The 25,667-nt window shown below is 65.8% G+C and carries 22 protein-coding genes, 1 tRNA gene and 1 pseudogene; 14 read left to right on the top strand and 10 right to left on the bottom strand.

Annotated features, from left to right (window positions below; translation table 11 throughout):
• Window positions 1-64 precede the first annotated feature (64 nt).
• Window positions 65-397 (bottom strand): hemophore-related protein, encoded by a 333-nt coding sequence (locus tag EB75_RS16125; protein ID WP_073696365.1) that lies wholly within the window; start codon window positions 395-397, stop codon window positions 65-67.
• Window positions 398-630: 233 nt separating this feature from the next.
• Here EB75_RS16125 and EB75_RS16120 point away from each other — a divergent pair, with 233 nt between their 5' ends.
• Both EB75_RS16120 and EB75_RS16115 read left to right on the top strand, forming a co-directional pair.
• Entirely contained in the window at window positions 631-1,239 is a 609-nt protein-coding gene (locus EB75_RS16120) for a GNAT family N-acetyltransferase (protein WP_073696364.1), read from the top strand.
• 28 nt (window positions 1,240-1,267) lie between these two features.
• Complete coding sequence (locus EB75_RS16115; RefSeq protein WP_073696363.1) at window positions 1,268-1,960, top strand: YceI family protein; 693 nt, start codon at window positions 1,268-1,270, stop codon at window positions 1,958-1,960.
• Window positions 1,961-1,963: 3 nt separating this feature from the next.
• Here the strand turns inward: EB75_RS16115 and EB75_RS16110 are convergent, their stop codons facing one another.
• From EB75_RS16110 to crcB (EB75_RS16100), 3 genes are read right to left on the bottom strand one after another with little or no spacing between them, the layout of a single operon-like run.
• Complete coding sequence (locus tag EB75_RS16110) at window positions 1,964-3,022, bottom strand: DUF190 domain-containing protein (RefSeq protein ID WP_073696362.1); 1,059 nt, start codon at window positions 3,020-3,022, stop codon at window positions 1,964-1,966.
• A complete protein-coding gene (gene crcB / locus EB75_RS16105; RefSeq protein WP_073696361.1) occupies window positions 3,019-3,384 on the bottom strand; it encodes a fluoride efflux transporter CrcB in 366 nt (121 codons plus the stop codon). Before crcB (EB75_RS16105) ends, EB75_RS16110 begins: the two co-directional genes overlap by 4 nt.
• Complete coding sequence (gene crcB / locus EB75_RS16100) at window positions 3,381-3,779, bottom strand: fluoride efflux transporter CrcB (RefSeq protein ID WP_073696360.1); 399 nt, start codon at window positions 3,777-3,779, stop codon at window positions 3,381-3,383. Before crcB (EB75_RS16100) ends, crcB (EB75_RS16105) begins: the two co-directional genes overlap by 4 nt.
• Window positions 3,780-3,849: 70 nt before the next feature.
• On the opposite strand from crcB (EB75_RS16100), the gene pgm reads away from it, so the two are divergent.
• From pgm to EB75_RS16085, 3 genes and pseudogenes are all read left to right on the top strand, one after another.
• Window positions 3,850-5,484 (top strand): phosphoglucomutase (alpha-D-glucose-1,6-bisphosphate-dependent), encoded by a 1,635-nt coding sequence (pgm, locus tag EB75_RS29980; RefSeq protein ID WP_073696359.1) that lies wholly within the window; start codon window positions 3,850-3,852, stop codon window positions 5,482-5,484.
• A pseudogene (locus tag EB75_RS16090) lies at window positions 5,481-6,733 on the top strand (MFS transporter); the annotation flags it as partial. The gene pgm and the pseudogene EB75_RS16090, both read left to right, overlap by 4 nt.
• A 60-nt stretch (window positions 6,734-6,793) precedes the next feature.
• Window positions 6,794-6,866: transfer RNA gene (locus tag EB75_RS16085), tRNA-Ala, on the top strand.
• A 113-nt stretch (window positions 6,867-6,979) separates the two neighbouring features.
• Here the strand turns inward: EB75_RS16085 and EB75_RS16080 are convergent.
• Window positions 6,980-7,744 (bottom strand): nucleotidyl transferase AbiEii/AbiGii toxin family protein, encoded by a 765-nt coding sequence (locus EB75_RS16080; protein ID WP_073696358.1) that lies wholly within the window; start codon window positions 7,742-7,744, stop codon window positions 6,980-6,982.
• The gene (locus tag EB75_RS16075; RefSeq protein ID WP_073696381.1) at window positions 7,741-8,388 is read right to left on the bottom strand and encodes a type IV toxin-antitoxin system AbiEi family antitoxin domain-containing protein; all 648 of its coding nucleotides are present in this window, start codon (window positions 8,386-8,388) and stop codon (window positions 7,741-7,743) included. The genes EB75_RS16080 and EB75_RS16075 overlap by 4 nt, the downstream gene beginning before the upstream one ends.
• Before the next feature lie 358 nt (window positions 8,389-8,746).
• Between EB75_RS16075 and EB75_RS16070 the strand changes: the two genes are divergently transcribed.
• From EB75_RS16070 to EB75_RS16050, 5 genes are all read left to right on the top strand, one after another.
• Window positions 8,747-9,409, top strand: coding sequence for a response regulator (locus tag EB75_RS16070; protein ID WP_083612334.1), 663 nt, complete (start codon window positions 8,747-8,749; stop codon window positions 9,407-9,409).
• A gap of 41 nt (window positions 9,410-9,450) precedes the next feature.
• Window positions 9,451-9,714: a chemotaxis protein CheB gene (locus tag EB75_RS16065; RefSeq protein WP_286150216.1), complete on the top strand. Its 264-nt coding sequence runs from the start codon at window positions 9,451-9,453 to the stop codon at window positions 9,712-9,714.
• 58 nt (window positions 9,715-9,772) lie between these two features.
• Window positions 9,773-10,648: an alpha/beta fold hydrolase gene (locus EB75_RS16060; protein ID WP_073696357.1), complete on the top strand. Its 876-nt coding sequence runs from the start codon at window positions 9,773-9,775 to the stop codon at window positions 10,646-10,648.
• A 59-nt stretch (window positions 10,649-10,707) separates the two neighbouring features.
• Window positions 10,708-12,393 carry a patatin-like phospholipase family protein gene (locus EB75_RS16055; RefSeq protein WP_073696356.1) on the top strand — a complete coding sequence of 562 codons (1,686 nt, stop codon included), beginning with the start codon at window positions 10,708-10,710 and terminating at the stop codon, window positions 12,391-12,393.
• Between the two features lie 177 nt (window positions 12,394-12,570).
• On the top strand, window positions 12,571-12,873 hold the full coding sequence (locus EB75_RS16050; protein ID WP_073696380.1) for a DUF4333 domain-containing protein: 303 nt from the start codon (window positions 12,571-12,573) through the stop codon (window positions 12,871-12,873).
• Here the strand turns inward: EB75_RS16050 and EB75_RS16045 are convergent.
• Both EB75_RS16045 and EB75_RS16040 read right to left on the bottom strand, forming a co-directional pair.
• Window positions 12,854-14,302 (bottom strand): mechanosensitive ion channel family protein, encoded by a 1,449-nt coding sequence (locus EB75_RS16045; protein WP_073696355.1) that lies wholly within the window; start codon window positions 14,300-14,302, stop codon window positions 12,854-12,856. The genes EB75_RS16050 and EB75_RS16045 overlap by 20 nt on opposite strands.
• 2 nt (window positions 14,303-14,304) lie before the next feature.
• The gene (locus tag EB75_RS16040) at window positions 14,305-16,503 is read right to left on the bottom strand and encodes an adenylate/guanylate cyclase domain-containing protein (RefSeq protein WP_073696354.1); all 2,199 of its coding nucleotides are present in this window, start codon (window positions 16,501-16,503) and stop codon (window positions 14,305-14,307) included.
• A gap of 136 nt (window positions 16,504-16,639) precedes the next feature.
• Between EB75_RS16040 and EB75_RS16035 the strand changes: the two genes are divergently transcribed.
• A complete protein-coding gene (locus EB75_RS16035) occupies window positions 16,640-17,959 on the top strand; it encodes a DUF445 domain-containing protein (protein ID WP_073696353.1) in 1,320 nt (439 codons plus the stop codon).
• A gap of 13 nt (window positions 17,960-17,972) precedes the next feature.
• Here EB75_RS16035 and EB75_RS16030 read toward each other — a convergent pair whose 3' ends face one another.
• On the bottom strand, window positions 17,973-18,557 hold the full coding sequence (locus EB75_RS16030; RefSeq protein WP_073696379.1) for a TetR/AcrR family transcriptional regulator: 585 nt from the start codon (window positions 18,555-18,557) through the stop codon (window positions 17,973-17,975).
• A gap of 125 nt (window positions 18,558-18,682) precedes the next feature.
• Here EB75_RS16030 and EB75_RS16025 point away from each other — a divergent pair, with 125 nt between their 5' ends.
• On the top strand, window positions 18,683-20,446 hold the full coding sequence (locus tag EB75_RS16025; RefSeq protein WP_502689377.1) for an acyl-CoA dehydrogenase: 1,764 nt from the start codon (window positions 18,683-18,685) through the stop codon (window positions 20,444-20,446).
• A gap of 57 nt (window positions 20,447-20,503) precedes the next feature.
• Here the strand turns inward: EB75_RS16025 and EB75_RS16020 are convergent, their stop codons facing one another.
• Entirely contained in the window at window positions 20,504-21,313 is an 810-nt protein-coding gene (locus tag EB75_RS16020) for an IclR family transcriptional regulator (RefSeq protein ID WP_073696378.1), read from the bottom strand.
• Window positions 21,314-22,074: 761 nt separating this feature from the next.
• Between EB75_RS16020 and EB75_RS16015 the strand changes: the two genes are divergently transcribed.
• Complete coding sequence (locus EB75_RS16015) at window positions 22,075-24,354, top strand: putative bifunctional diguanylate cyclase/phosphodiesterase (RefSeq protein ID WP_073696351.1); 2,280 nt, start codon at window positions 22,075-22,077, stop codon at window positions 24,352-24,354.
• 223 nt (window positions 24,355-24,577) lie between these two features.
• On the top strand, window positions 24,578-25,663 hold the full coding sequence (locus tag EB75_RS16010) for a GGDEF domain-containing protein (protein ID WP_286150215.1): 1,086 nt from the start codon (window positions 24,578-24,580) through the stop codon (window positions 25,661-25,663).
• Window positions 25,664-25,667 lie beyond the last annotated feature (4 nt).

The following is a 25,667-nucleotide window of genomic DNA, read 5'->3' as shown; positions in this document are numbered from 1 at the left end:
CAGTAGAACGCACAAAGCAGCTCAATCCCGAAGGATTGAGCTGCTTTGTGTTCGGCTTCTGGGATCAGAAGTTGTTGCAGGTGTTGGCGACGTTGAGCACCAGGTCGGTGTACGCAGCGGCGCCGGGGGTGTTGTAGGCACGCGTGATCAGCGCCTTACGCTGCTGCGGGCCCGAGGCGATCAGCTGGTGCAGGTAGCCGACGCCGATCGGGTTTGCCTGCAGCTCGGCGGCGGCACCCGGGTCGAGGGCGGTCAGAGCGGCGATCACCTGCGGGTAGGTGCAGGTCGAGTACATGATCGGGGTGGGGTCCGGCTGAGCGGTGGCGACGGCACCGCTGGCCATGACCGCGACCAGTGCAGAGCCCGCGCCGACCATCATCCGAGTGGTGAAAGACATTGTGTGTTCCCCTCCCGCACCAGCTAACCGATGCGACCAAAGTGATTGATGACTACGTTAGCAGCTCTATCGACCGCCTGTGGCTGAGCGTTACACCGCCCGCATTCCCAATTTTCACCGGCCTGCGCAGGGGCTGCGCAGACATCGTCCAGCTACTCGCTCGGGTGGAGCCGATTCGAACAAGATGAAGTAGGCAACCCTAACCTAAGTGCTCCGGTAGGGTTGCTGACCAAATGACCGAGATTGATCAGGCGCCGATTCTGCCGCGCGAGTTGACTGACGTGTCCGTCGAGGTCCAGGCCGTGGGTGCGCCGCCGACTCCGCACCTGTCCGATCCGTGGACCATGCGCCTTGCCGACGCGGACACCGACGCCGAGCTGTTGTCCGAATGGATGAACCGCCCGCACCTGGCCGCGGCGTGGGAGTACGACTGGCCGGCGCCGCGCTGGAGCCGGCACCTGCGGGCCCAGCTGGACGGCGCGTATTCGCGTCCGTTCATCGTCAGCCACGAGGGTGTCCCCATCGGCTATATCGAGGTCTACTGGGCGGCCAAGGACTCGATCGCCCCGCGCTACGACGCGCATGCCTATGACCTCGGGATCCACGCGGCGATCGCCGACGAGCAACTGATGCAGCGCCGCATCGGAATGACGCTGATGCCGCGGGTGACGGCCGGCCTGTTCGACCTGGTGCCGGACTGCCGGCGCATCATGTTCGACCCCGATCACCGCAACATCGGCGCCCGGCGGCTGGTCGAGCACGGCGGCGCCGAGTTCCTCGGCGAACACGAGATGGCGAACCGGAGAATGGCGCTGTACGCACTGGCGCGCCCAGCCGACTGACGGCGGACCCGCCCTGTATATAGAGGGAGTGGCAAAAAGGCTTCTGCTGTTGCTGGCAGTGCTCGCCGTCGTCGGGGTGTGCGCCGGACCGTGGTTCTACCGCACCCAGATGGAAGGCGCGCCGGCTCCGGCTCTGAGCCTGCCGTCGACGCATCGTCCGGCCAGCACCAATCTCGACGGCAAGTGGGTGGTGAGTGCGGGGCCCGAGGGCGAGGCCAGCCGCACGCAAGCCGGTTACCGCGCCCGGCAGCAACTGCTGTGGGAAACGGTGACCGTCACCGGCCGGACCAATTCGGTCAGGGGCGACGCCACCGTCGCGGGCAACACCCTGCAGGCAGCGAGCTTCGTCGTCGATGTCGCAACGATGGAGTCGCCGCATCACGGCCGCGATGACAAGTTCCGCAGCACCGACGTGATGGATGCCGCGCAGTTCCCTACGGCCAAGCTCGCGGTGCTCGATCCGGTCGATCTGTCATCCATCGCCGGAGACGGCACGCCCACGACGCTGGAGGTGTCGGCGCAACTGACGCTCAAGGGCGTCACGCGTCAGGTCGCTGTGCGCTTGGAGGTGCAGCGGTCGGGTACGGGCGCTGTCGCCGTCGGTCAAATCCCCGTCACGTTCTCCGATTACGGCATCAACCCGCCGGCGCCGTTCGCCGGTCTGCTCGCCGTCGACCCGATCGTGACCATCGAATTCCTCGTGAACCTGGTCAAGCGCTGACCTTCAGCTGAAGCGGCCGAGTGCCGTCCCGCCGGACCGGTGGCCGCCGTCGACGGAGACCAGTGCCGGCACCCGTTCACAGGTGACCACCCCGTGGTCGGCGGTGACCTCATCGATGAGATCGAATGCGGCAGCGATGTTCTCCGGAGTGTCGACCACGATGGTCGTGACCGGGACCTGACGGCCGAGTTGGAAGAGCTTGTCGCCGTGCGGTGTTCGCCCGTCGGGGAAGCCCCAGATACCGCGTAGGACGGTGACGCCGCGGCTGGTCTCGATGGCACGCAGGCGCCGGACGATCTCGCGGTGCACCGGTTCGCCACCGTGCAACGTGTCCTCGGCGGTGTGAACCATCAGCTTCTGCCACAACGGGATTCCGTCGGCATCGTGGGCCGGAAGCCCGCCCGGGCGGGCGAGCAGCGTCCCGGACTGCTTGCACAGTTCGGCCCGTTCCACCGTCACCAGTGGGTCCGGCAGCAGGCGCTCCAGTTCGGGCAGCACCGTAGCGGCGCAGGCGCCGTCGCCGACCGCGATGATCATCACGGGAACGTCGGTGTTCCGGTTCATGAACCGGGCCCGCTCGCGGTGGCCGCGGACGGTGCCGTCGACCCCGAGAAACACTGAAGCGCAGGCGAATCCGCTGCGGTGCAGCAGGTCGCACACCGCGATGTGGGCCGGGCGGCCGTTGATGCGGTGTTGGCGGCCCACGTACACGGTGAGCTTGGCGTGTCCACCGACGTCCGTGCTCGTGATCAGTCGGGCGCGTTCGAGCGTGATGAGTCCGCGGGTCGTCAGCTCCACGGTCCGTTCGGCCAGGCCCGCCATCTTGTCGGCGGTGTCCACGGCGGCGATGGCGACGGGCAGGTCCTCGGATTGGCTCAGGGTCTGATCGGTGCGCAGCTGGTGCCGTGGCCCGAAGCCGGCGATACCGCGCAGCACCACGCTCGTGGCGACGTTCTCGGCGCCGTACAGATCGAGTAGTTCCTCGGCCAGGAACCGGCCCCGATAGCGTTGCCGCTCACCGAAATACGTCGTGAGTTTCAGGTAGTCCGTGGAGTCGTTCACACCAGGCCGCCCATCCACAGTCCCAGCGCCGCGGCGGCCAGGCCCAGCACCACACTCGCCACGATGTTGGCCAGGGCGAACCAGATCTGTCGTTCCTCGCCCAGCCGCTGCGTTTCCAACATCCACGTCGAGAACGTCGTGTAGGCGCCGACGAACGCGGTGCCGGCCAACAGGGCGACGTGGGGACTCAACGCGAGTCCGCCGAGGAAGCCGAGCAGCCAGGCGCCGCTGAGGTTCACCACGAATGTGCCGTACGGGAAGCTGCTGCTCTTGCGTTTGGACACCGCTCTGTCGACCAGGAACCGTGTCACCGCACCCATGCCGCCGATGAGCGCGACCCCGGTCCACACCACGATGGTCATGCGCGCACCCGCACCCGGCGCACCACGACGGTGGCGAGATACACCGCCGCCAGTCCGGCGACGATGCTGGCCACTGTGTAGCCCGCCGCCAACCCGTACGCGCCGTGCTCGAGCATCCGCACCGTCTCGACCTGCATGGTGCTGAACGTCGTCAGTCCACCGCACACCCCCGTGCCGAGCAACGGGCGCTGGTAGCTCGACACCGGCAGCCGCTCCAGCAACCGGGTCGTGAAGTACCCGAGCAAGAAGGCGCCGACGATGTTGACGACGAACGTCGGCCAGGGCCAGTGCCCGGGATGGGGCGCGGCAAACACGGCGAGGGCGGCGCGCGCGACGGTACCGATGGCGCCCCCGACGAACACGGCGGCCAATTCTCGATTGTCGTGGCCGAACATATTGCAAAAGTATGGTGGCCTACCGCCGACTGTCCGACACCGGGGGAGAACCGGTAGCAGAATCGACCTCATGACGGCCAACCCCCGCGCCGGCCAACCGGCCCAGCCAGACGACCTGATCGACGTGGCCCATGTGGTCACCGCCTACTACACGGTGGCGCCTGATCCCGAGAACATCGACCAGCAGGTGGCGTTCGGTACCTCGGGCCACCGCGGGTCGAGCCTCGATGCGGCGTTCAACGAACCGCACATCCTGGCCACCACGCAGGCGATCGTCGAATACCGCGCCGCGCAGGGCACCACCGGACCGCTGTTCATCGGCCGCGACACCCACGCCTTGTCCGAGCCGGCCTGGGTCACGGCGCTGGAGGTGCTGGCCGGCAACGAGGTGGTCGCGATGATCGACGCCGCCGACCGCTACACACCCACCCCGGCCGTCAGCCACGCGATCCTGACCTTCAACCGGGGCCGGGAAGGCGATCTCGCCGACGGCATCGTCGTCACGCCGTCGCACAACCCGCCGCGCGACGGTGGTTTCAAATACAACCCACCTAACGGTGGCCCGGCCGACACCGACGCGACGAGCGTGATCGCCAAGCGCGCCAACGAGATTCTGCGCGACGGCTTGCGGGACGTGAAGCGGATGCCGTTGGCGCGCGCGCTGGGCTCGGCCGAGCGGCACGACTACCTCAATGCCTACGTCGAAGACCTGCCGAATGTTGTTGACCTCCATGCCATTCGCGCTGAAGGCGTACGCATCGGGGCGGACCCGCTCGGTGGGGCCAGCGTCGACTACTGGGGCGCCATCGCCGAACGCCACCAGTTGGACCTGACCGTCGTCAACCCGCTCGTGGATGCGACGTGGCGGTTCATGACGCTCGACACCGACGGCAAGATCCGGATGGACTGCAGCTCGCCGAATGCCATGGCGTCGCTCATTGCGAATCGGGACCGCTACCAGATCGCCACCGGCAACGACGCCGATTCCGACCGGCACGGCATCGTCACACCCGACGGCGGGCTGCTCAACCCGAATCACTATCTCGCGGTGGCCATCGACTACCTGTACACGCATCGCGCCGGTTGGCCGGGTTCGACCGCGGTCGGCAAGACCGCAGTCAGCTCGTCGATCATCGACCGGGTGGTGGCCGGACTGGGGCGCCAACTGGTCGAGGTGCCGGTCGGCTTCAAATGGTTTGTCGACGGATTGCTCAGCGGCACAATCGGATTCGGTGGTGAGGAGAGTGCCGGGGCGTCGTTCCTGCGGACGGACGGGACGGTCTGGACCACCGACAAGGACGGCATCATCCTGGCGTTGCTGGCCTCGGAGATCCTTGCCGTCACCGGGCAGTCGCCATCGCAGCGCTACACCGAACTGACCGAAAAGTACGGCGCCCCAACCTATGCGCGCATCGACGCGCCCGCCGGCCGCGAACAGAAGGCCCGGTTGGCGAAGCTCTCGGCCGAGCAGGTCACCGCGACCGAGCTGGCCGGTGAACCGATCGTCGCCAAGCTCACTACGGCGCCCGGCAACGGCGCACCGCTCGGCGGGCTCAAGGTGACCACCGAGAACGCGTGGTTCGCCGCGCGGCCGTCCGGCACCGAGGACGTCTACAAGATTTACGCCGAGTCGTTCAAGGGGCCCGAGCACCTGGCGCAGGTGCAGGCCGCCGCCCGGGAAGTGGTGAATACAGTCATAGCGTGAGTGCTGTCACCGAAGACGGTCGTCGCCCGACTCGGCTTCCCCCCGAGATCTGGATCCTGGCCGGTGCCAATGTCGTCATCGCGCTCGGTTATGGCGTCGTGTCCCCGGTGCTGCCGGCGTACGCCCGGAACTTCGGTGTCAGCATCGGTGCGGCGACGTTCGTCATCACGGCGTTCGCCGCGATGCGTTTGATCTGCGCGCCCCCCAGCGGCCTGTTGGTGCAGAGGTTGGGCGAACGGCGCGTCTATCTCAGTGGTCTGCTGATCGTCGCGTTGTCGACGCTGGCCTGCGCCTTCGCGCAGAGCTACTGGCAGCTGCTGCTGTTCCGGTCCCTCGGCGGCGCCGGGTCAACGATGTTCACGGTGTCGTCCCTGGCGCTGATGATCCGGTTGTCGCCGTTCGACGCCCGCGGTCGGGTCGCGGGGCTGTTTTCCAGCGCCTTCATGATCGGCGGTGTGGCCGGCCCGGTGGTGGGCAGCCTGACCGCCGGGCTGGGCCTGTCCGTGCCGTTCGGCATCTACGGCGCTGCGCTGACGATTGCCGCAGCCGTGGTGTTCGTCAGCCTGCGGCACTCGCCGCTGGCTGCCCGTGAAGAGGAAACCGGGCCGACGGTGTCGGTGCGGGCCGTGCTGCGCAACCGCGCTTATCAGGCCGCGCTGCTGTCGAATCTCGCGGCCGGATGGTCCGCGCTGGGTCTGCGGGTGGCATTGGTGCCGCTGTTCGTCGTCGACGTGCTGCACCGGAGCGCGGGCATGGCCGGCCTGGTGCTGGCGATGTTCGCGGTCGGCAACGTCTGTGCCGTCATCCCCAGCGGGCACCTGTCCGACCGGGTCGGCCGGCGCAGGCTCCTGATCATCGGCCTGTCGGTGTCGGCGGTCTCGACGGTGCTGCTGGGGTGGACCACGTCGCTGCCGGCGTTTCTGGCCATCGCGTTCGTGACCGGTGCGGCCAGTGGCATCTTCATCTCCCCGCAGCAGGCCGCCGTCGCGGACATCATCGGCAACCAGGCCCGGGGCGGCACCGCGGTGGCGACCTTCCAGATGATGTCCGACCTCGGCACCATCGTCGGCTCGCTGGTCGCGGGGCAGATCGCCCAGCACGTGTCGTTCACCGCGGCGTTCTGCGTGGGCGGGGCGATCCTCCTGGCGGCGGCCGTCGGCTGGTTGGTGGCGCCGGAAACGCGTACTTCTGGTGACGAAGAGGAGACCCCGATCTGTCCGCTGGGCCACGAGCCGGTGGAAGGGTCCCTCTGACCAGCCGTTTTGTTCACCGTGGTGCTGGTGGTGTAGCTTCATCAGGCACCACTTAAGGGGCTATGGCGCAGCTGGTAGCGCACCACACTGGCAGTGTGGGGGTCAGGGGTTCGAGTCCCCTTAGCTCCACGTTTCAACCCGCTCTGACTTCGGTCAGGGCGGGTTTTTGCGTTCATCGTGCGCCGGTGCAGGAGAAGCGCGAGTAGGCGTGAGAGTAGCCGCACAGTCAACCGCGGGTCGCCCTATGTAGGGCGCGCAGCCTGGATTGCGGTTCGCCAGGCGGTGTGTACCGCGTGGAGGGCGTCTTTCGCGGACACTGTCAGTCGGGTCTGTCCGGCCAATTGCGCCTGCCAGACCGTATCCGATGGCGCATCGCGAAATAGGTAATCGCCAGGGTCTCTATTGGTGGGACCGAATCGCCGGAACAGCGCGGCAGCCGCCGGCTCGATGGCACCGATCTTGTTGAGCGCCCACAGGTCCCAGAGGTCGCGGGCAGCATGCCTATCGGCCCACGTCGCAGTCTTCGATGCGGCGAAAGCGGGCAACGTTGGCACCAACAGTTCCGCTGGCGGTGCATCGGCGTAGCGCTGGACCAGTGCGCGGCGTTCGGTCGGCCACAGAATTCGATCCTCAGACGACAGCAGCTGTAGCCGTATCGGGTGGCCGTCCGCGGGCCTTATCAGCACGGGGACAGTGTCTGCGATTGAACTCAATGCGGGTTCTACGGTGAGCCGCCCATGGCTACGAGGCACAGCGCGGGGGAGGGCAGCATCCAGATCCTGCGCGACCAGCTTGCGGTCGCCAAGGGCGATGAGATCGATGTCCTCGCTCAGCCGGCCATCAGCAAGATGCGTGCGCGCCAGGGCAGTTCCGCCGATGAAGTGGATCCGGTCGCCGAAGTTTCGACTCAGGAACGCCAGCAGATGCGACATGAGGTGGTCGCGTTCGACTTGCTCGGTGGCAACGCCGAATTGTGTTGCCACGGCGTCACGTTCGTCGATGTTCATGATCTTGCGTGCACCCAGGCTTCTGCCCGGCGTAGCGACGCGAGTCGACGTTGGTCGGTTGCCAACTCCTGTAGTCGGCTCTTGTCGCTGCGTGCGTACAGCGCGGCCAGGGCGGTGGGAACGTCGGGTTCCGCGTCCCCCAGTGAGGGGCGGTGGGCCAGATCGAGCACAGTCTGCTCAGGGGTGGTCACCAGCGTCGGTCCCAACTCGGTGCGGATGAGCTCGGCGTCGATCTCGGCCGTCTGACGCTTGACGAATCGCACGATCGCCGGCCGGTCGGAGAGTGCGATCGGCCGGTGTTGTTGTGGCACTGCGATGATCGCGGTCGCAAGTGCTCGCGGAATCGCCCCATGTAGGCGTGCGGCACTTATGCCCATTACGACGACCTCATCTATTCCGTAGATCGCAGAGCCGATCCCGGCGGCGGCGGCTTCGAGCCCCGGAATCCACGGCCGTCCAACCATGTCTTGGGGGACAACGACGTAATAGCCGTCGGCAAGACGGTGTAGTAATCCGTGCTCAGTGAGCCGCGCGAGCTGGGGCCGAGGGTGGTGATACGCAACAGTGGCATCGCGCGGCCGAATGGTCCGCAGCGGGACCTGGGCCAACGCCGCTGGAATGGGGGTGCTGTGGTCTTGCGCCACGTTCACCTCTTAAGTATGCGAAACGTACTTCTTTAGGGTACGAAATGCATACTAATTGAGCAAGGGAGGCGCTTGAACAGGATGTCTGTCTGATCCGATCGGAGTCTGCTGATGTGGGGTCAGGGGTTCGAGTCCCCTTAGCTCCACGTTTCAACCCGCTCTGACTTCGGTCAGGGCGGGTTTATTTCGTCTGGGGCGTTATTTTCGTCGAACGCCGGGCTGCCACAGTGAAGCTCTGCCACAGTAATTTCTCAGCCTTTGTGGCTACACGATGGCTTGAGGCGGGGACCGTTGGTTCGTAGAGGCCGGGCACCGGCCTGTACGTAGCTGACGAAGATTTGGGTGGGGGGAAGCCGGCGTGCGTGTCACGGCAGGTGTGCGCGAGGGGTCGTTCATCGCGACCCGGAAGGATGACGCCGCGCAGACGAATGTTGCAGCCGACGACGGGCAGACGGTCCTGGTCGTCGACGACGATGCGCGACTGCGCGACCTGCTGTGCGCGGTGTTGGCGCCGTTGGACTGTGAGATCGTGCAGGCTGGTTCGGGCGAAGAGGCGCTCACCGCGCTGCTCCAGCGCAAGGTGGCAGTAATCGTTCTGGACAAGAACTTGCCGGGGATGGACGGTTTCGAAACCGCGCAGCTGATCCGGGAAACCGGCGAGTTCGCTTCTACCCCGATCATCTTCCTCACCGGGCAGGCAGACGAGGGCGACCTGCATCGTGGGTATGACCTGGGGGCGGTCGACTTCCTGCTCAAGCCGGTGTCGCGACAGGTGCTCTATGCAAAGGTCAAGGCATTGCTGGAGCTGGACCGGTCTTTTGCCCGGCTGCACAGGGAGTCGGCCGAGCTTCACGAGGAGCAATTGCGGGCGGCTCGTTCTGCCGAGACGCGGCAACGTGAGGAGTTGGCCCTCACGCGGCGACGGGAGAGGCTGGCCAACATCTTCGCCAAGGACAGTCTCGACCTGGCCTCCCTGGAGAAGACAATCGTCATCGAGCTGGGTCAGATGTTCGCCACCTGACACTGGATGCGCCGGTCGTCAGCTCGCGCCCGTCGATCGACGTGGCGTTCTCGAGCGCAGCCCAGCTGACCAATTCGGTAACCGCGGTTTTGCTCACGTGCGCAAGCGAAGACGGCGCTCGAGGATGTGAGGCGGTGAAATCCGCCGGGGGGCGAGTCGTGCTGCAGGACCCCGATTCCTGTGAGGCCGTTCTCGCGGTCAACGCGGCGATGCTCAGGGTGGAACCCGACCATGTCGCGGATCCGCATGAAATCGGTAGATGGCTGTCGGAGCCGAACATGCCGGAGGCGCGAGATTCGTGGTGAGGCCGCTGCCGCGGATGGGTCTCGGCCACCGAACTTACCGCGCGGTAAGATGCGTTGCATGACTCAGCGCAGCATGCCCACTCTCGATGGCGTGACCCATGAATATGTGCAGGCCGGAGATGTGAAGATTCATGTCGCCGTGGCCGGACCGGAGGGCGGGCGCCCGGTCGTGCTGCTGCACGGCTGGCCGGAGAACTGGTTCATGTGGCACAAGGTCATCCCCGCGCTGGCAGCTGCCGGCTGCCGGGTGCATGCCATGGATCTGCGCGGCGCCGGCTGGAGCGAGGTCACCCCGAAGGGCTATGAGAAGGAGCAGTTCGCCTCCGATGTGCTCGCCGCGGCGACCGCGCTGGGGCTGGAATCCTTTGACCTGGTGGGCCATGACTGGGGTGGCTGGACCGCGCAGCTGGTGGCGCTGAAGGCGCCGGAGCGGATCACCCGGCTGGCCATTCTCAACATCCCGCCGGTGTGGCAGGAGCCGGGCCGGGTGGCTCGCCATGCGCACAAGCTGGCGTATCAACTGGTCGTGGGAGCCCCTGTGGCAGGGCCACTTTCGCACCTGTCGCCGACGCTGTGGTGGTTCATCCGCCGCAGCGGGATGCCACAGGAATCGGTGGATTTCTTCCGCAGCTGCTTCCGAGACCGTGACCGTCGCGTGGCGGGTTCCAAGATCTACCGGTCCATGGTCGGCAAAGAGGTCGCCAAGCTCGCGCGCGGTCCGTATGACGACCAGAAGCTCGCCATGCCGGTGCGCGTCCTCTTCGGTCTCGACGACGTGGCGGTGCACCCGTCGCTGCTGGAGGGCTTCAAGGATCACGCCGACGATCTGAACATCACCGAGGTGCCCGGCTGCGGTCACTTCATCGTCGATGAGCAGCCTGAACTCGTCGTGAAGTGGCTCCTGGATGTGCTGGCAGAGCCGCAGCGGAGTTGAGCCCGACCACTTCCGACCCAACCGCAACGCGGGGCGGCGCAGTAGCGAAGAATGACCGGATGGCGAATTCCGAGCTCGTACCGTTCGGCGAGCTGTCCAATGAGTTGGCCCTGGTAGAGGAAGTCGAACCGCCTGGTCTTCCGGGCAGCAACCCGACCCTGGCACTGCAGCACATGGAGGCTGCGCTGGTTCGTGCCGACCTCGAATGCCCCGACGTGCTCAGCGCCGAGCAGTTCCGGCGCCTGCGCTACCTGTTGAGCTTCGCGCGCCTGACGGTATTCGAGCCGGGCGCGGCCGGTCCGGGTGGTACCCGCGGCCGCGGGGATGTCACCGTCGGCGACGCGACCGCCGGCTTCCGGCAGCGGGTGATCGACGCGCTGTACAACCCGCTCCGTGGGCGTACCACAGCGCAGGAACGATTGGATGCCGCGAAGGCCGTCCTCCTGAGCTTCGCCGAGGACGTGGAGTACGAACGAGCGCGGCTGCTGGAGCGCCACGCCAACGACTTCTCGGCGGACGAACTCGACACCGAGCTCGGGTACAAGACCTATGTCGCGGTGTTGGGTGGCGGGGGTGGCGCCGGCTACGTCTACCTCGGTGGCATGCAACGCATGCTCGCGGCCGGCCTGCCGCCGGCCTACATGCTGACCAACTCCTTCGGCGCCATCGTGGGCAGCGTGATGGCCCGGGTTCTGCCGGTGCCCATCGAGGACTACGTCGCGTGGGCGAAAACCGTGACGTACCGCGGGGTCCTGGCCCCGGCCAGGACCCGGCGCCGCCACGGCCTCAACGGCCTGTTCTCGTTGCAGTTCGACGAGTTCGCCAAGGAGATGTTCACGCGAGAAGACGGTGAGCCGATGCGGCTGACGGACCTCGCCATCCCGTACGAGACCGTCGTCGCCGGTGTCAGGAAACAGTCTTTCGATCGGCTGCCCGGGCAGTTCCATCCGTCGCACTTCACGTTGATGGGCGTACGGGCGCTCGAGCACCTCAAGCTGGGTTACGCACCGGGCGCCGTCAACCGCCTGTGGCAGGTCGCCGCGTTCATCGACTCACGCGTTGTGAAACCGATCGTGCTGGGCGGCGACGATCTCACCGCTGACTTCAATGTCGTTGACGCCGCGAGTTTTTCGTCGGCGATCCCGGGCATTCTGCATCACGAGTCCAGCGACCCGCGGATGTGGGGCCTGCTCGATCAGCTGCTCGTCGAGAAGGACGTCGCCGCACTGGTCGACGGGGGAGCGGCCAGTAACGTCCCAATCGAGCTGGCGTGGAAGCGCATCCAGGACGGGCGCCTCGGCACCCGCAACGCGTGCTACATCGGCTGGGACTGCTTCCACCCGCAATGGAATCCGAGACATCTCTGGCTGCAACCCATTACGCAGGCGCTGCAGCTTCAGATGGTCCGCAACGCGCCGTTCGCCGACCGCGTCATCCGGTTCAGCCCGACGTTGTCTCCGGTCACGTTGGCGGCCGCGCCGGAAGCCATCGATCGTGCCATCGAGTGGGGCAACGCGTCGGTGGAGAGTTCGGTGCCGTTCGTGCAGCGGCTGACCGAGCCGGTGTGGTGGGAGGGAGATCGGGCGCCTCAGGTCGACCGCTCGCCGGTCCGTGTCTCCGCTCCGTTGCAGCCGATGGCCACGATTCTGGACGGGGCCCGACGTGCCGCCGAATACGTACCGCGGGTCACGCGCGTGCGGCGCCGGGTCACGGCGGTGGGGGAGCGGATCCGTAGATCGCAGTGACGGGCCTGCCAATCAGGAGACGTGTTCTGTCACAACACAATCCTGGCCCGCGGCCGCCATGGCGTCGAGCTGGGTCGGCGTGACCGGGAACAGTCCGGGTTACTGCGAAGCGTGTTCGACCGCTGCGCGAAGGCGGCCTCCAATGCATTTCCAACTCCGTGTGGCTACGTTCCTGCCATGACCCGTTCCACCGGCTTCATCGGTACGACCCTCATCTTCGGGGTTCTCACGCTGCAGCTGAGCGCGTGTACCTCGACCATCAAGCCCGAAGGCGCCGCACAGTCGGTGACCGACATGGTCACCAGCAAGACCGGATTTCACCCGACCGACGTCAAATGCCCGTCCGGTATCGACGCCAAGGTCGGCGGGGAATTCGACTGCACCTTCACGGGACCGGAGGGTCCGTACAAGGCGCACCTGAAGATCACCAGCGTCGACGGCGAGAAGGTCGGCTTCGACATCAAGACGAGCCGGAGCTAGGCGCCGACGCGTGAATTCCCTTGGCGCGGATCGCTTTCTTTGCCGCGTTGCGGGCGGTTTGCGCCTCGCTGCGCCGTTCGTCGATGAGGCGTCCGAATTCGCGCGACAACTGGGGTCGGTCGGTCAGCAGCCGCTGGATCTCGTCGTGCTCGATCTGCAGCAGCGTGACTTCATCGACGGCGTGTACATAGGCCAGATTCGCCTGGTGGGTGAAGGCGGCAACGCCGATGAGCGCGCCCTTGTCGAGGCTGCGCACCGCCGCGACCGACCCGTCGTGGGTGGGCACCGTCAACCGGACCCGCCCGGAGACCACGATCGTCATGGTCTTCGGGACTTCGCCGGGTGCCTGGATGAGTTCGCCTGTGCCGTAACGGATCAGACGTGCGTAGGGCATCAGCGCCTGTTGGTCGCCCTTGTTCAACCGCAGGGCCGGTGCGGCGACTTCGTCCAGCGCCTCCTCGAGGCGTTTCGGCGTCGAGTAGTCGTCGGCGACGCCGTCGAGATGCAGTTTGTCGCGCCGGGCGGCGTACCAGGCCCAGCGCAGGAAGGTGGCCTGCACGGCGTCGTCGTCGCCGGGGGATTTCAGGCCGATGGTGGTGCGGTACTTGTGGTCGCCGATGGGCACCGTTGACGGTTCGACGTCGTCGCCCCGCTGCGGCAGGTTGGTGGCGATCCGGGTGAGGGTTGCGCACACCTGATCCGGGGAATCCGTGGCGGCGAACGTGGTGGTGACCGTCGTGTGCGACGTGGGTAGCCGGCTCAGATTGGTGAAGGACGTGCCGGCGAGCACGGAGTTGGGGGTGATCTGTACACCGGTGCTGGACTCGATGTGGACGGCGCGCCAGTTCACCTCGACGACCCGGCCGCGCGCGGCCGCGGTATCCAGCCAGTCGCCCATCCGGAACGGCTGCTCGAACAGCATGAACAATCCGGACACGATCTGGCCCACGGAGTGCTGCAGCATGAGGCCGATGACCACCGAGCTCACGCCGACGGCGGTGAACACGCCCTTGACGTTGGTGCCCCAGATATAGCGGGAGATCACCGCCAGACCCAGGATGATGAGGACCATCCGGGCGACGTCGATGAAGATGCGCGGGATGCGGCTGCGCCACGAGGTCTCCGGGGCGTTGGCGAACATGGTGTTGCTCAGCCCCGACAACACCAGCAGCAGCACCAGGAACACCAGGACCGTCGCCACAATCCGGATGGGCATGTCGCGCGCGGGGACGACAGCGACCTTGAGCAGCAGGAACAGCACTGCCACCACCGGCAGCACGTAGGTGCGCAGGAGACCCACCGGGGCGGCGAGCGGACTATGCCTGCGCAGCAGGGACCGGCGCCACTCGGTGAGCGCGATCAGGCTGACCGGCAGGCCGATGGCGATGCCGGCGACCCACAAGAACCACGACGGCCCTGAGGTGTACATGACTACCGCCGCCCTGTCAGCCGCCAGACCGTCTCCTCGGTGTCACCGACGGTGAACTGTCCCGCCTGGGTGAACCGATGAGTGTCATGCACGGCGTCGCGCACCCGCGAGGTGATGTAGATGCCGGGTTCGCTGCCGCCGGCCTGGATCTGATACGCCAGATCGACTGCGCCGCCCCACATGTCGTAGATCATCGTGGTGCTGCCCACCAGACCGCTGGTGACCTGGCCGGTGTCGATGCCGGCCCGGAAACCGAGCTGCAGATTGTCCTCGGCATTGAGGCGCGCCACGATGCGTTGCATCTCGATGGCGAACGCGACGGTGCGCTCGACATTGTCCAACCGCGGCACGTTCAATCCGCAACTCGCCGTGTAGCCGTTGCGCAGGACGCGCATCGCCTCGACGCCGTTGCGTTCGGCGGCATCATCGAACTGGCGGACCAATTCGTTGACGACCGTGAGGAACTCGTCGGAGGGCAGCTCGTTGGCGAGGGCGTCCAGGCCGTCGATGTCCGCGAACAGCACCGCGACGTCCTGGTGGCTCTCGCTGATGGGCTCTTCGCCCTGTCGGTAGCGTTCGGCGACGGCTTCGGGCATCAGCGACCTCAACAGCTGCGCGTTTTCCTTGCGTTCGCGGCGCAGCAACTCGTCCTTGATGCCGAGCAGCCGGCTCATGTCGTTGAAAGTCTTGGTCAGATCACCGAATTCGTCCCGCGTTCGTGCCGGGATCACGTCGTCGTAGTCGCCTCGACTGACCTTCTGCGCGCCGGCCTCGAGCCGGCGGATGGGACGTACGAACAGCTGCGCCAGGGCCATGGCGGCCAGGCAGTCCAGGATGACGATCGCCGCCACGGCGACGCCCATGGTTCTGGTGAAGACCCGTTCCGGCGCAAACGCTTCGGCGGTGTCGATCTTGGCCACGATGGTCCACGTCACGTCGGGGCCGACGGTCACCGGCGCGTAGGACTGCAGAGTCTCCTGATCGAGGTAGTCGGTCGCGATCAGGACCCCGGACTGGCCGCGTTCGGCCGCTCGGGTGGCGGGGCCGCCGACGGGCTGCAGCAGCGTCGTACCGCCGAGCCGGACGGCCCGCTCGGCGATGGCGGCCGGTGTCCCGGCTGCGGTGACATCGCGCTGGTAGGCCTGCTTGTTCTCCACGAACAGCCGGGAGTTGGACCGCATGAGGTTGTCGGCGCCGGCAAGGTAGGTTTCGCCGGTGGCGCCCAGACCGTTGGCCTGCCACTTGCCGTTGAACGTCATCAGCGAGTTGAGGCCGGTGATGGGGAACTGCAGGGCCAGGACACCTACGGTGTGACCGCCCGACACGACGGGCGCTGCCATCCATGCGACGGGGTGGTCGCCGGCCGGGTGGTAGGTCTGATAGTCGGTGACCGAGGCGTAGTCGACACGGTCAGCGCCCATGGCCTTCGCGAATGCCTCGTGGAGGTTGCCCTGTTCGTACGGTCCGGTGAGGACGTTGGTGCCGAGGTCGGCGCGCTTTTTCGCGGAGTAGACGACGTCGCCTGCTTCGTCGATCAGCAGCGCGTCGCCGTAGCCGAACAGGTTCACCACCTTTTCGAAGAACGGGTCGTAGCGGCGGGCGGCGGCGGCCCAGGCGCCGGGTTCCGGGGCCGGAGGCGGTGCGCCCTGCTGCGCGGTGGGGACGGTGTAGCGGGCTTGGAGATACCGCGCTGCGTTGGTAGACGGCAGCAGGACGTCGAGATTGAGCTTGGCTCCCGTCGCCCGCTCGATCGGGGTGATCAGTTCCTGGTTGTAGTAGTTGACGATGGCCTGTTGCTGCGCGGGATCGATTGGGGCGGTAGACAATTCGTTGAACCCGGCGCTGAAGGCCTGTATTGCTTCTGCCATCGCCGGCCCACTGGTGTAGACGAGCAGGGCGTTGCGCAGATTGGCGATCTGGACCCCGAACTGCCGGGCCTGGGTTTCGCGCACCTGGGTGAGCCGGTCGAAGGCGGCGTTGCGCAACGAGGCCTGCCCGGTCTGGTAACCGATGAATCCCACCACGGCGGCCGACACGATGCTGGCTCCGAGCAGCATCGTGATGAGCTTCGACTGGATGCTGAATCTGCCGCGCACGCGCCGCAGCCGGACGTGCTCAGGCGCCGGTGCGTCGTCCGCAGCCGGCCTGGCGGCGGCTGTCGTCACGACCTCACTGCGGTCCTCCGGTGGAGGGTTGACCATCGGGCCTCCTGTCGTCGGCAGCAAGTACATCACGAGCGGTGCAGGTCACCGGCCGGTTATCGCAGGTACCCGGTGAAAAATCATGCAATATATGGCCTTTCGGCATAGCCTTTGCCGCCATGCGGGACGGTGATCGGTGAGCCGCGAGGTCATCCTCGCGATCCAGACCTGGTCGGAGATCAAAGCCGATTTCGGGGCCAATTGGCTTGTCTACGTCTCCATGCCGTTCGTGGCCGCGTTCGTCGGGTGGAGCACGAAGATCGTGGCGCTCGAGATGCTGTATCAGCCCTTGGAATTCAAAGGCATCGGTCCGCTGGGCTGGCAGGGCATCGTGCCGCGGCGGGCGGGCAAGGTCGGTTCCAAGACCATCGAGCTGCTGACCGAGAACCTGCTCAGACCCGAAGAACTACTGAGCCGGATCGACGTCGACGAGATGATGGCGGCGTTGCAGGTGCCGTTGACCCGCGCGGTCGACGAGATTTCGCGCGAATTGGCCGAGCAGATCCGCCCGGGCCTCTGGGACTCCCTGCCCGACGCCGCCCGCGAAGCCATCCGCGCCCGGATTCAGGCACAGACGCCGCGCACGGTGGCTCGCATGCTGACGGAGATCAGCTCCGATCTGAGTCGCTATCTCGATTTCCAGTTCATCGCGGTGACCACCCTGGTGCGCAACAAGGTGAAACTCGTCAGGCTCATGCGGACCGTCGCAGACGACGCGATGGCGTTCATGCGCCGCAGCGGAATCTACTTCGGATTGGTCATCGGCTGCGTGCAGATGGTCGCGTGGGGCCTGTTCCACAATCCGTGGATCATGCCGGCCTTCGGGTTCGGGGTGGGCGCCGTCAGCGACTACATCGCACTGAACATGTTGTTCCGTCCGGTGTATGAGAAGAAGTATCTCGGTCTGTTTCCGTTTCGCGGACTCCTGCATGACCAGCGCGAGAAGATCACGCGCGACTACGCCAAAATCCTTGCGCAGGACCTCTTCGCGCCCGACATCTTGTTCAACGCAGTGTTGACCGGGCCGGGCGCCGACAAGCTGTTCGCGTTGGTCGCCAAGGAGATTCAGACGGCCATCGACAGTCAGATGGGCGCCGCGGCGCCGTTGGTGAAGTTGGTGGTCGGCGGTCAGCGATACAACACGATGAAAGACACCGTGGTGTCGACCGTGCTGGCGCGGCTGCCGGAAACACTGGCGATCGCCGAGGACTACGCCAAGGACAAGATGGACCTGGCGAACATCATCGTCGACAAGATGAGCCGGCTCACCAACGAAGAGTACGAGTCGATTCTGCGGCCGATCTTCAAGGACGACGAGAAGCTGGTGATCGCCGTCGGCGCGATCCTGGGTGGCATCGTCGGTGAGTTTCAGGTGCAGATCATGGAGCTGTTCGGCCGCGACGTGCACAGCCCGGCCGCGCTGGCCGACCTGGTTGCGGCCGTCCTGCATCGCTGACCGTGCGGTGCGGTCAGCGCACCAGGCGGGCGGCGACCTGGGCGTAGATCTCGCCCAGCTTGTGGGGATCGCGGTGGGTGCGTGAGGGGAACCACCGGCACACGTCGACGCACAGCGACGAGATCGCCATGACGACGTCGTCGAGGTTGTCGACGTGGAATTCGCCTGTCGCCATACCGCTTTCGATGATGCCGGCGACCACCGCGGTGACCTGGTGCCGCAGCGGGGCGATGGTGCGGTAGTGCGCCGGGGTCAGGCCGTGCAGTTCGTACTGCACGACCCTGGCCTGCTTGCTGTTCTCCGCATGCCACGTCGCGAACGCCGCGACGACTGCATGGAAGCGTTCTGCGGGCGGGGCGGCCGCGTCGTCGGTGGTGCGCAGCGTCGCCAGGAGGCTGCCGTGCCCCTCGAGGGCGATCGCGTAGAGCAGCTCTTCCTTCGAGCGGTAGTGCGGGTACATGGCCGTCGCGCTCATGTTGAGGCGCTTGGCGATCTGGCGGGTGGAACTGCCGCCGTAGCCGGACTCGGCGAATGCCTCGATGGCCGCGCGTCGGATGCGTTCGGCGGCGGCCGAATCGGTTGTCCGGTCGGTCTTCATGTGCACGTGATCGTACACACAGTTGACACAGGCCAGGCCGATAGGCGATATTAGCAATCGCTTAGGAAATGAGCGACCGCTAATGTTTGGCCCCTTTGGAAGGTGGAACCCACGTGACTGATTTCATGTCTCGGCGCGACCTGGACTTCTTGCTGTACGAGTGGCTCGACGTGGTCGAGCTCACCAAGCACGAGCATTTCGCGGAGCATTCCCGCGACACCTTCGACGCGGTCCTCGACCTCAGCTCGGACATCGCGACCAAGCGATTCGCGCCGCACAACAAGAAGGCCGACCACAACCCGCCGTTCGTCGATGAGAACGGCAAGGTGGTGCTGATCGACGAGATCAAGCAGGCGCTGGACGACTTCAACGGCGCGGGCCTGATGGCCAGCTCGTTCGACGAGCGCGTCGGCGGCATGCAGCTGCCCAACGTGGTCGCGCAGTCGTCGGCCGCGTTCTTCCGCGCCGCGAACCCCGCCACCTTCTCGTACGCGTTCCTCACCGTCGGCAATGCCAACCTGCTGACCGAGTACGGCACCGAAGAGCAGATCGACACCTGGGTTCGCCCCATGCTCGAAGGCCGCTACTTCGGCACCATGTGCCTCTCGGAGCCGGACGCCGGCTCGTCGCTCGCCGACATCAGCACCAAGGCCACCAAGGCCGCCGACGGCACCTACCGCGTCACGGGCACCAAGATGTGGATCACCGGCGGTGACCACGAGCTGTCCGAGAACATCGTCCACCTGGTGCTGGCCAAGGTCCCCGGCGGCGGACCCGGCGTCAAGGGCATCTCGCTGTTCATCGTGCCGAAGTTCCTGACCGACGGCACCCGCAACGACGTCGCGCTCGTCAGCCTCAACCACAAGATGGGCAATCACGGCACCACCAACGCCCTGCTGAACTTCGGTGACGGCAGCCACCAGCCCACCGACGAGCCGGGTGCCGTCGGCTACCTGGTCGGCGAGGAGCACCGCGGCCTGGCGTACATGTTCCACATGATGAACGAGGCCCGTGTCGCCGTCGGCTCGATGGCCACCGCCATCGGCTACGCCGGCTACCTCACGTCGCTGGAGTACGCCAAGGTGCGCACGCAGGGCCGTCCGGTCGGCGACAAGGACCCGTCGCGTTCGCAGGTCGCCATCATCGAGCACGCCGACGTCAAGCGCATGCTGCTGGCCCAGAAGTCTTATGTGGAAGGCGCTTTGGCGCTCGGGCTGTACGCCGCACGCCTGGTCGACGAGATCAAGATCCTCACCGGCGCCGAGCGCGACGAGGCCGAGCTGATGCTCGAGGTGCTGACCCCGATCGCCAAGAGCTGGCCGTCGCAGTGGTGCCTGGAGGCCAACAACCTCGGCATCCAGATTCACGGTGGTTACGGCTACACCACCGAGTACGACGTCGAGCAGCAGTACCGTGACAACCGCCTGAACGCCATTCACGAGGGCACGCACGGCATCCACGGGATCGACCTGCTCGGCCGCAAGGTCGTCATGCAGGATGGCGCGGGCCTGAAGCTGCTGCAGCGGCGGATCAACGACACCGTCGAAACCGCACTGAAGTCCGACGCCACCGCGGCCTACGCGCGGGACCTGCAGGCCCAGACCGAGCGTCTGGTCGAGGTGACCGCGACACTGTGGGCCGCGGGCGACGCCGAAACCACGCTCGCGAACTCGACCGCCTACCTCGAGGCCGCCGGCCACATCGTGATGGCGTGGATCTGGCTGGAGCAGCTGGTCGCCGTCGGCGGCAACACCGGCAACTTCTACGACGGGAAACGTGCTGCGGCGCAGTACTTCTTCCGCTACGAGCTGCCCAAGGTGACGACCCAGCTGGACCTGCTGGCCAGCCTGGACCGCACCACCGTCGAGGCGCAGGTCGACTGGTTCTGATCAGCCGGCCCACCGGCGAAGTAGGCGTCGGACCCGAGGATTCCTCGGGTCCGACGCTCATTTCTGCGGCGGGGTAGGACCGGGGCCCGTCCGGAGCGGGCGGATCGGTTGCAGGGCGGGCGTGACGCGGGCCGGGCCGTCTTCGGCGTTGCGCCAGATGCCCATCGCGATCATCCGCACCGGTGCTGTCAATTGGTCGAAGGCCATGCGGTTCATGGGGCCACATACCGATACGGCGGCGACGGCTTCCCCTTCGCCTCCGATAGGCGCTGCGACGCAACCGAATCCGGGCACGGACTCCTCGCGGTCGACGGCGACGCCACGGGCGCGCACCTTGGCCAGTTCGGCCGTGAGCTGCGTGCTGTTCGCGATCGAGTACTTGGTCTTGCGGGTTGTGAGGTCGACCTCGGCATCCTGGTTGTAGGCCAGGATGGCTTTGCCGACGGCGGTACAGTGCGCCGGCTGGCGGCCGCCCACGCGCGACGGTACCGCGGTGATCAAGGCGTTGCCGACCTTCTCCAGGTAGACGACGTCGCTGCCGTCGAGCACCGCGAGGTGGACGACCAGGCCGGTGGCGCGGTGCAGCTGATGGAGCAACGGCATCGCGGCACGATGCATGCGGTCCTGGTGCACAGCCAGCGAGCCGAGCTCCACCAGCCGCATCCCGAGTTCGTAGTCGCGGCCGTTACGGCGCAAGAATCGCAGCTGGACCAGGCGTTCCAGCATGCGGTGAGCCGAGGACCGGGGCAGGCCGGTGCGGCGCACGATCTGCGCCAGCGTGAGACGGCCGGACCCGTCGAACGCGTCGAGGATCAAGCACACCCGATCAAGGACCGCACCAGGTGTCGTTGATTCGTGTTCCGACATCACAGAGGCCTCCACATTGTCGCCGTTGACCGGGGGTGTATGACAATTAGGAATATAGCGATTAGAAACACTATTCGATAGGCGTTGTTAGCTAGATCACGGCCGGTGTCGCGACTGCGCGTGGCTCGGGAATCGGATCGGTTGATCCCCAAAGGGATTGGGGTGGCGGCAGGCGTGGGCAGCGCCACGACCCGCGGCGGGTTGTCTCGGATCACCGTCACGACGTAGCGGAAATATTCTTTGCCGAATGTTTTTTGCGTGTTTGCTTGTTAACATCGACCAGTGAATCTTGACTTAACCGCTTCGCGATGAATTGTACTGTGCAGCAGCTTGTTTACAGAGACGGTTCGGTAAGTGTGCGGCGGATGTGAAGGCGATTGATAATTTGCTTGATCGCTGAACAGCGGTTGCAGGAGTGAGGCCCTCGAGGTCGGCGTGCCGAGGGGCCGGAGCACCACGGAGCGGCGTTCGCTCCCAGGTTTCACAGTCATCCGTTCATAATTTGCCAATCGGATGCCTGCCCGGGATTTGCGGTCGGGCGCCGCAGCGTCGGGCGGTGTGTGCGTCGCCGGGGGTGCCCATGTCATTTGGGTGTTGAGCTGCATCTATTTGCTAATGACGATCTCACAGCCACCGATCGGGTCGGTGAGGTCGGCGTCGTGTTCAAGTCCCCGATGGATTGATATTGATATTTGCTATCTTTGCATACGCAGGGAATATTGGGTTTACTGGCGGAGAACGGGAAGGGCGGGGGTGAGGTAATGCGCAGGCAGGCGGCGGCGGTCGCGGTTGCCCTCGCACTCGTCGTCGTCAACGGGGCGGGTTTCGCCGGCCAGGCACTGACGGGCGTGCTCGACAACCTCATGCAGTTGCTCGCCGGCATCACCGCGGTGATCTGCGGATGTATCGGGGCCCGGCGGCGCAGGGGCCGGCAGCGCTCCTGGCGCCTTGCGGTCGCCTGCGGGATGGTCGGCTGGTCGGCTGGGCAAGTCATATGGGGCTGGAATCAATGGGTGCATGACGGTGCCCTGACCTCGCCTTCGTGGGCAGACGTGGGGTACCTGAGTCTGCCTGTTTTCGTCCTCCCCGCGCTGTTCGTCGCGGCCAAGGGGGCGGGCAGCTCAGGCCGTCACCTGGAACGCGATAGACGCGTGCTGTTCGCGCTGGGCCTCACCCTCGATGGTCTGATCATCACCACCTCCCTGTTCACCCTGGCGTGGACAGCCGTACTGAGCGAAGCGGTTCGTTCCCGTCCTGACGACGTGGGCGACTGGGTGGCGATCATGTACCCGGTCACCGATTTCCTGATGGTCGTGGTCGCGCTTCTGTTGCTGGTCTTCAAGAAGCTGGATCCGGCGGATCGCCGCAGCTTCGGGCTCCTGACGGTGGGCATCGTCGCGTTGGCCTTCTCGGACAGCATCTACGCGTACCTGTTCAGCGTCGGTGCCGCGAGCATGAAGCCCTGGGCCGACGCCGGATTCGTGGTGGGCCCGCTGTTCATCGGGTTTGCGATGCTAGGCACCGCCACGGTCGGCAAGCGGGAGCATCACGCGAACCTCGGCGGATACCGCGTTTCGCAGCTGGCGCTGCCGTTCACCTGCCTGATCGCAGTCGGTGTCCTCGTGGTGTGCCAACTGGTGGCCAACGGCCGGCTCGAACAACTCGAGGCGTGGCTGGCGATGTCGGTCGTGCTGATGGTGGTCGCGAAACAGCTGGCCGTCCTCATCGACAATCGCCATCTGATCCGCAGGGTGTATGACGGTCAGCGGCAGCTCGAGTATCAGGCCAACCACGACACCCTGACGGGGTTGGCCAATCGGCGCCTGTTCACCGATCGGCTGGAAGCGGCGATCGCGGATCGCAGGCCAGTCACCGTCATATTTCTCGATGTCGATGACCTCAAGGAGGTGAACGACAGGTTCGGCCACACCGTCGGCGACGGTGTGCTGCTGTCCCTCGGACAGCGGTTGGCCGGCTGTGTGCGGCGCGACGACACCGTCGCCCGCTTCGGTGGTGATGAGTTCGCGATCCTGATCGCCGGCAATGCCGCACCTGCCGCGGCGGTCACCGCGCGCATCAGCGCCGCCCTTCGCACGCCCTTTGTCGTGGCGACATCGTCGATCACGGTGCACGTCAGCATGGGCGTGGTGGTCGCGGACTTCGAGGAATCGTTGCTCTCGGCGGACGAACTGATGCGGCGTGCCGATCATTCGATGTACCAGGGCAAGCGAATGGGCAAGAACACGACGGTCCTGTACGAGCCGCCGCCCGTCGACGAGGAGGACTTCGCGGCTGCGTTGCGCGGATCGGCAGGGGGAGTGCCGGAACGGTTCAGCTTGCGCTATCAGCCGATAACCCGGTTGGACGGGTCGATCGTTGCCGTCGAGGCGCTCTCGAGATGGACGACGCCGAGCGGGAAGGCGGTGGCGCCAAGCGTTTTCGTGCCCGCGGTCGAGACCGCGGGCCTCGGTGCGGTTTTCGACATGATGGTGTTGGATTTCGCCTGTCGCGAGGTCAGCGAGGCCGGATTCCGGTATCCGGTACACGTCAACGTCGGCCCCGCGCGCCTGGTGGATCCGGTTTTCGAAGCGGCCGTCGCCGACACGATCGCCCGATATGGCGTAGCCGGGCGCCAGCTCATCCTGGAAATCACCGAGACGATACCCATCGCCAACTTGTCTGACGCCGCAGGTGCGATCCGGCGCCTGCAGTCGCTCGGCGTCCGTATCGCCCTCGACGATTTCGGAACGGGCTACAACTCGTTGATGTACCTCCAGGCGCTGCCGGTCGACCTGATCAAGCTGGACCGGTCGTTGACCAACTGGTTCAACCCCGACGAGACCGAGGTGCTCTATCACTCGGTGATGAGGCTGTGTCTGGCCGCGGGGTTCGGGATCGTGGCCGAAGGTATCGAATCGGCCGATCAGGCCGAGCGCATTCGCAACGTCGGGTGTTCCCTCGCCCAAGGCTACCACTTCGGCAGACCCGCCCCGTTGGAAACCCTGTCGCGGACTTTTCGGTGCGGTCCGATCCTGGCTTGAATCACCGCAACACACCCAGCGACTTTCGCCACTGCTGTGGCCTCTTGGGGTGACAACTGCTGGTCAGGAGGCAGTGCGCCGGTATCCTCAGCATCCACTTTGGTTTGCCAAGTATTTACTTTGGCGCTAATATGTGGACACTTTTACCAGGTGCCTGTGAGGTGACGGCGAGGTGTCTCGAAGCTCGGCTGGTATGCGCGCGATGCGGTCCAGTGTGCAGTCGGTGAGCCGATTGGTGGCGCGGTGGTGGCGCGAACCGGTCGATTACGAGGCGCAGGTGCAGAACTACGCCCGGCGGTCGTTGGCCGATGCAATCCGGGCGATGATCGGCCTGGCAGTGGGGCTGGCTGCCGGTATCGCGGCAGCTCTGGTTTCCCTGGGCGGGGCGGACACGATGCGGGCGGCCGGCGTCGTGGTGGCCTTCGCCGCGCTGATGACGTACTGGTCGCTCATGTGGTGGTCGCGACCGTGGCCGACCCGGCGGACTTCATTGGTGTTCGTGGCCTCCGTCGACATCGGGGCCGCAGCGTTGATGGCTCTGGGGCCGGGCTGGGCGACCCAGTTGTTCGGACTGACCTGTTTCGCTTGGTTGTCCACCTATCTGATGTTCTTCGACGGTCCGAAAGCACTTGCCGTTCACATGGTCTGGACGGCCATCTCGACCGTCGCCCTCGTCGGCGAGCAGCTGTACGTCAACAGCGGTGGTAGCACGGCGGTCGCCGTTGCGATTCTGGCCGCGACTTTGCCCCTGCTCACCGTGCCACTGGGGATTCAGTTGGGCATCTGGGCGTTGCGCGGCGATGCCCACGCATCTGTCACCGATCCGCTGACCGGCGTGCTCAACCGACGTGGATTGCTGCTCCATTTCGCGAACCTACTGGGCGACAAGCCGTTTGCCGGGCCGTACGTGACGGTCATGCTCATCGATCTCGACCGATTCAAAGAGTTGAACGACGCATACGGCCACTCGACCGGTGACAAGGTCCTGATCCACTGCGCCCGCACCATCACCGCGGTGGTACCCGATGGGGCGCTCGTCGCGCGGGTGGGTGGGGAAGAGTTCGTCGTCGTCGATCTCACCGAGCAGCTGCACGACGACACGACTTCCGAACGTATTCGCGAGGCGATCGCGCTGCGGGACGACCATCCGGCAATCTCGGCCAGTGTCGGTGTCACCGGTGTGCCGCGTGCGCACTTCTCGTCTTCGCTCGCCGATTGCGAGCTGTTGTTGACTGATCTGATCGCACGCGCCGACCAGGCGATGTTCTGCGCAAAGCGGAGTGGTGGCAATGCGATTGAGCGCCGTTGAACAC

It is taken from the genome of Mycobacterium sp. ST-F2 (assembly GCF_001905655.1).
Taxonomy (GTDB): domain Bacteria; phylum Actinomycetota; class Actinomycetes; order Mycobacteriales; family Mycobacteriaceae; genus Mycobacterium.
This window is presented reverse-complemented; position numbering and strand designations above follow the sequence as displayed.

Coding starts and splice junctions, on each gene's coding strand:
- EB75_RS16120 (WP_073696364.1), top strand. CDS start 631: ATGACCGAGATTGATCAGGCGCCGATTCTGCCGCGCGAGTTGACTGAC.
- EB75_RS16080 (WP_073696358.1), bottom strand. CDS start 7,744: ATGAACATCGACGAACGTGACGCCGTGGCAACACAATTCGGCGTTGCC.
- EB75_RS16030 (WP_073696379.1), bottom strand. CDS start 18,557: ATGAAGACCGACCGGACAACCGATTCGGCCGCCGCCGAACGCATCCGA.
- crcB (WP_073696360.1), bottom strand. CDS start 3,779: ATGTTCGGCCACGACAATCGAGAATTGGCCGCCGTGTTCGTCGGGGGC.
- pgm (WP_073696359.1), top strand. CDS start 3,850: ATGACGGCCAACCCCCGCGCCGGCCAACCGGCCCAGCCAGACGACCTG.
- EB75_RS16060 (WP_073696357.1), top strand. CDS start 9,773: ATGACTCAGCGCAGCATGCCCACTCTCGATGGCGTGACCCATGAATAT.
- EB75_RS16020 (WP_073696378.1), bottom strand. CDS start 21,313: ATGTCGGAACACGAATCAACGACACCTGGTGCGGTCCTTGATCGGGTG.
- EB75_RS16125 (WP_073696365.1), bottom strand. CDS start 397: ATGTCTTTCACCACTCGGATGATGGTCGGCGCGGGCTCTGCACTGGTC.
- EB75_RS16025 (WP_502689377.1), top strand. CDS start 18,683: ATGTCTCGGCGCGACCTGGACTTCTTGCTGTACGAGTGGCTCGACGTG.
- crcB (WP_073696361.1), bottom strand. CDS start 3,384: ATGACCATCGTGGTGTGGACCGGGGTCGCGCTCATCGGCGGCATGGGT.
- EB75_RS16040 (WP_073696354.1), bottom strand. CDS start 16,503: ATGGTCAACCCTCCACCGGAGGACCGCAGTGAGGTCGTGACGACAGCC.
- EB75_RS16045 (WP_073696355.1), bottom strand. CDS start 14,302: ATGTACACCTCAGGGCCGTCGTGGTTCTTGTGGGTCGCCGGCATCGCC.
- EB75_RS16055 (WP_073696356.1), top strand. CDS start 10,708: ATGGCGAATTCCGAGCTCGTACCGTTCGGCGAGCTGTCCAATGAGTTG.
- EB75_RS16015 (WP_073696351.1), top strand. CDS start 22,075: ATGCGCAGGCAGGCGGCGGCGGTCGCGGTTGCCCTCGCACTCGTCGTC.
- EB75_RS16050 (WP_073696380.1), top strand. CDS start 12,571: ATGACCCGTTCCACCGGCTTCATCGGTACGACCCTCATCTTCGGGGTT.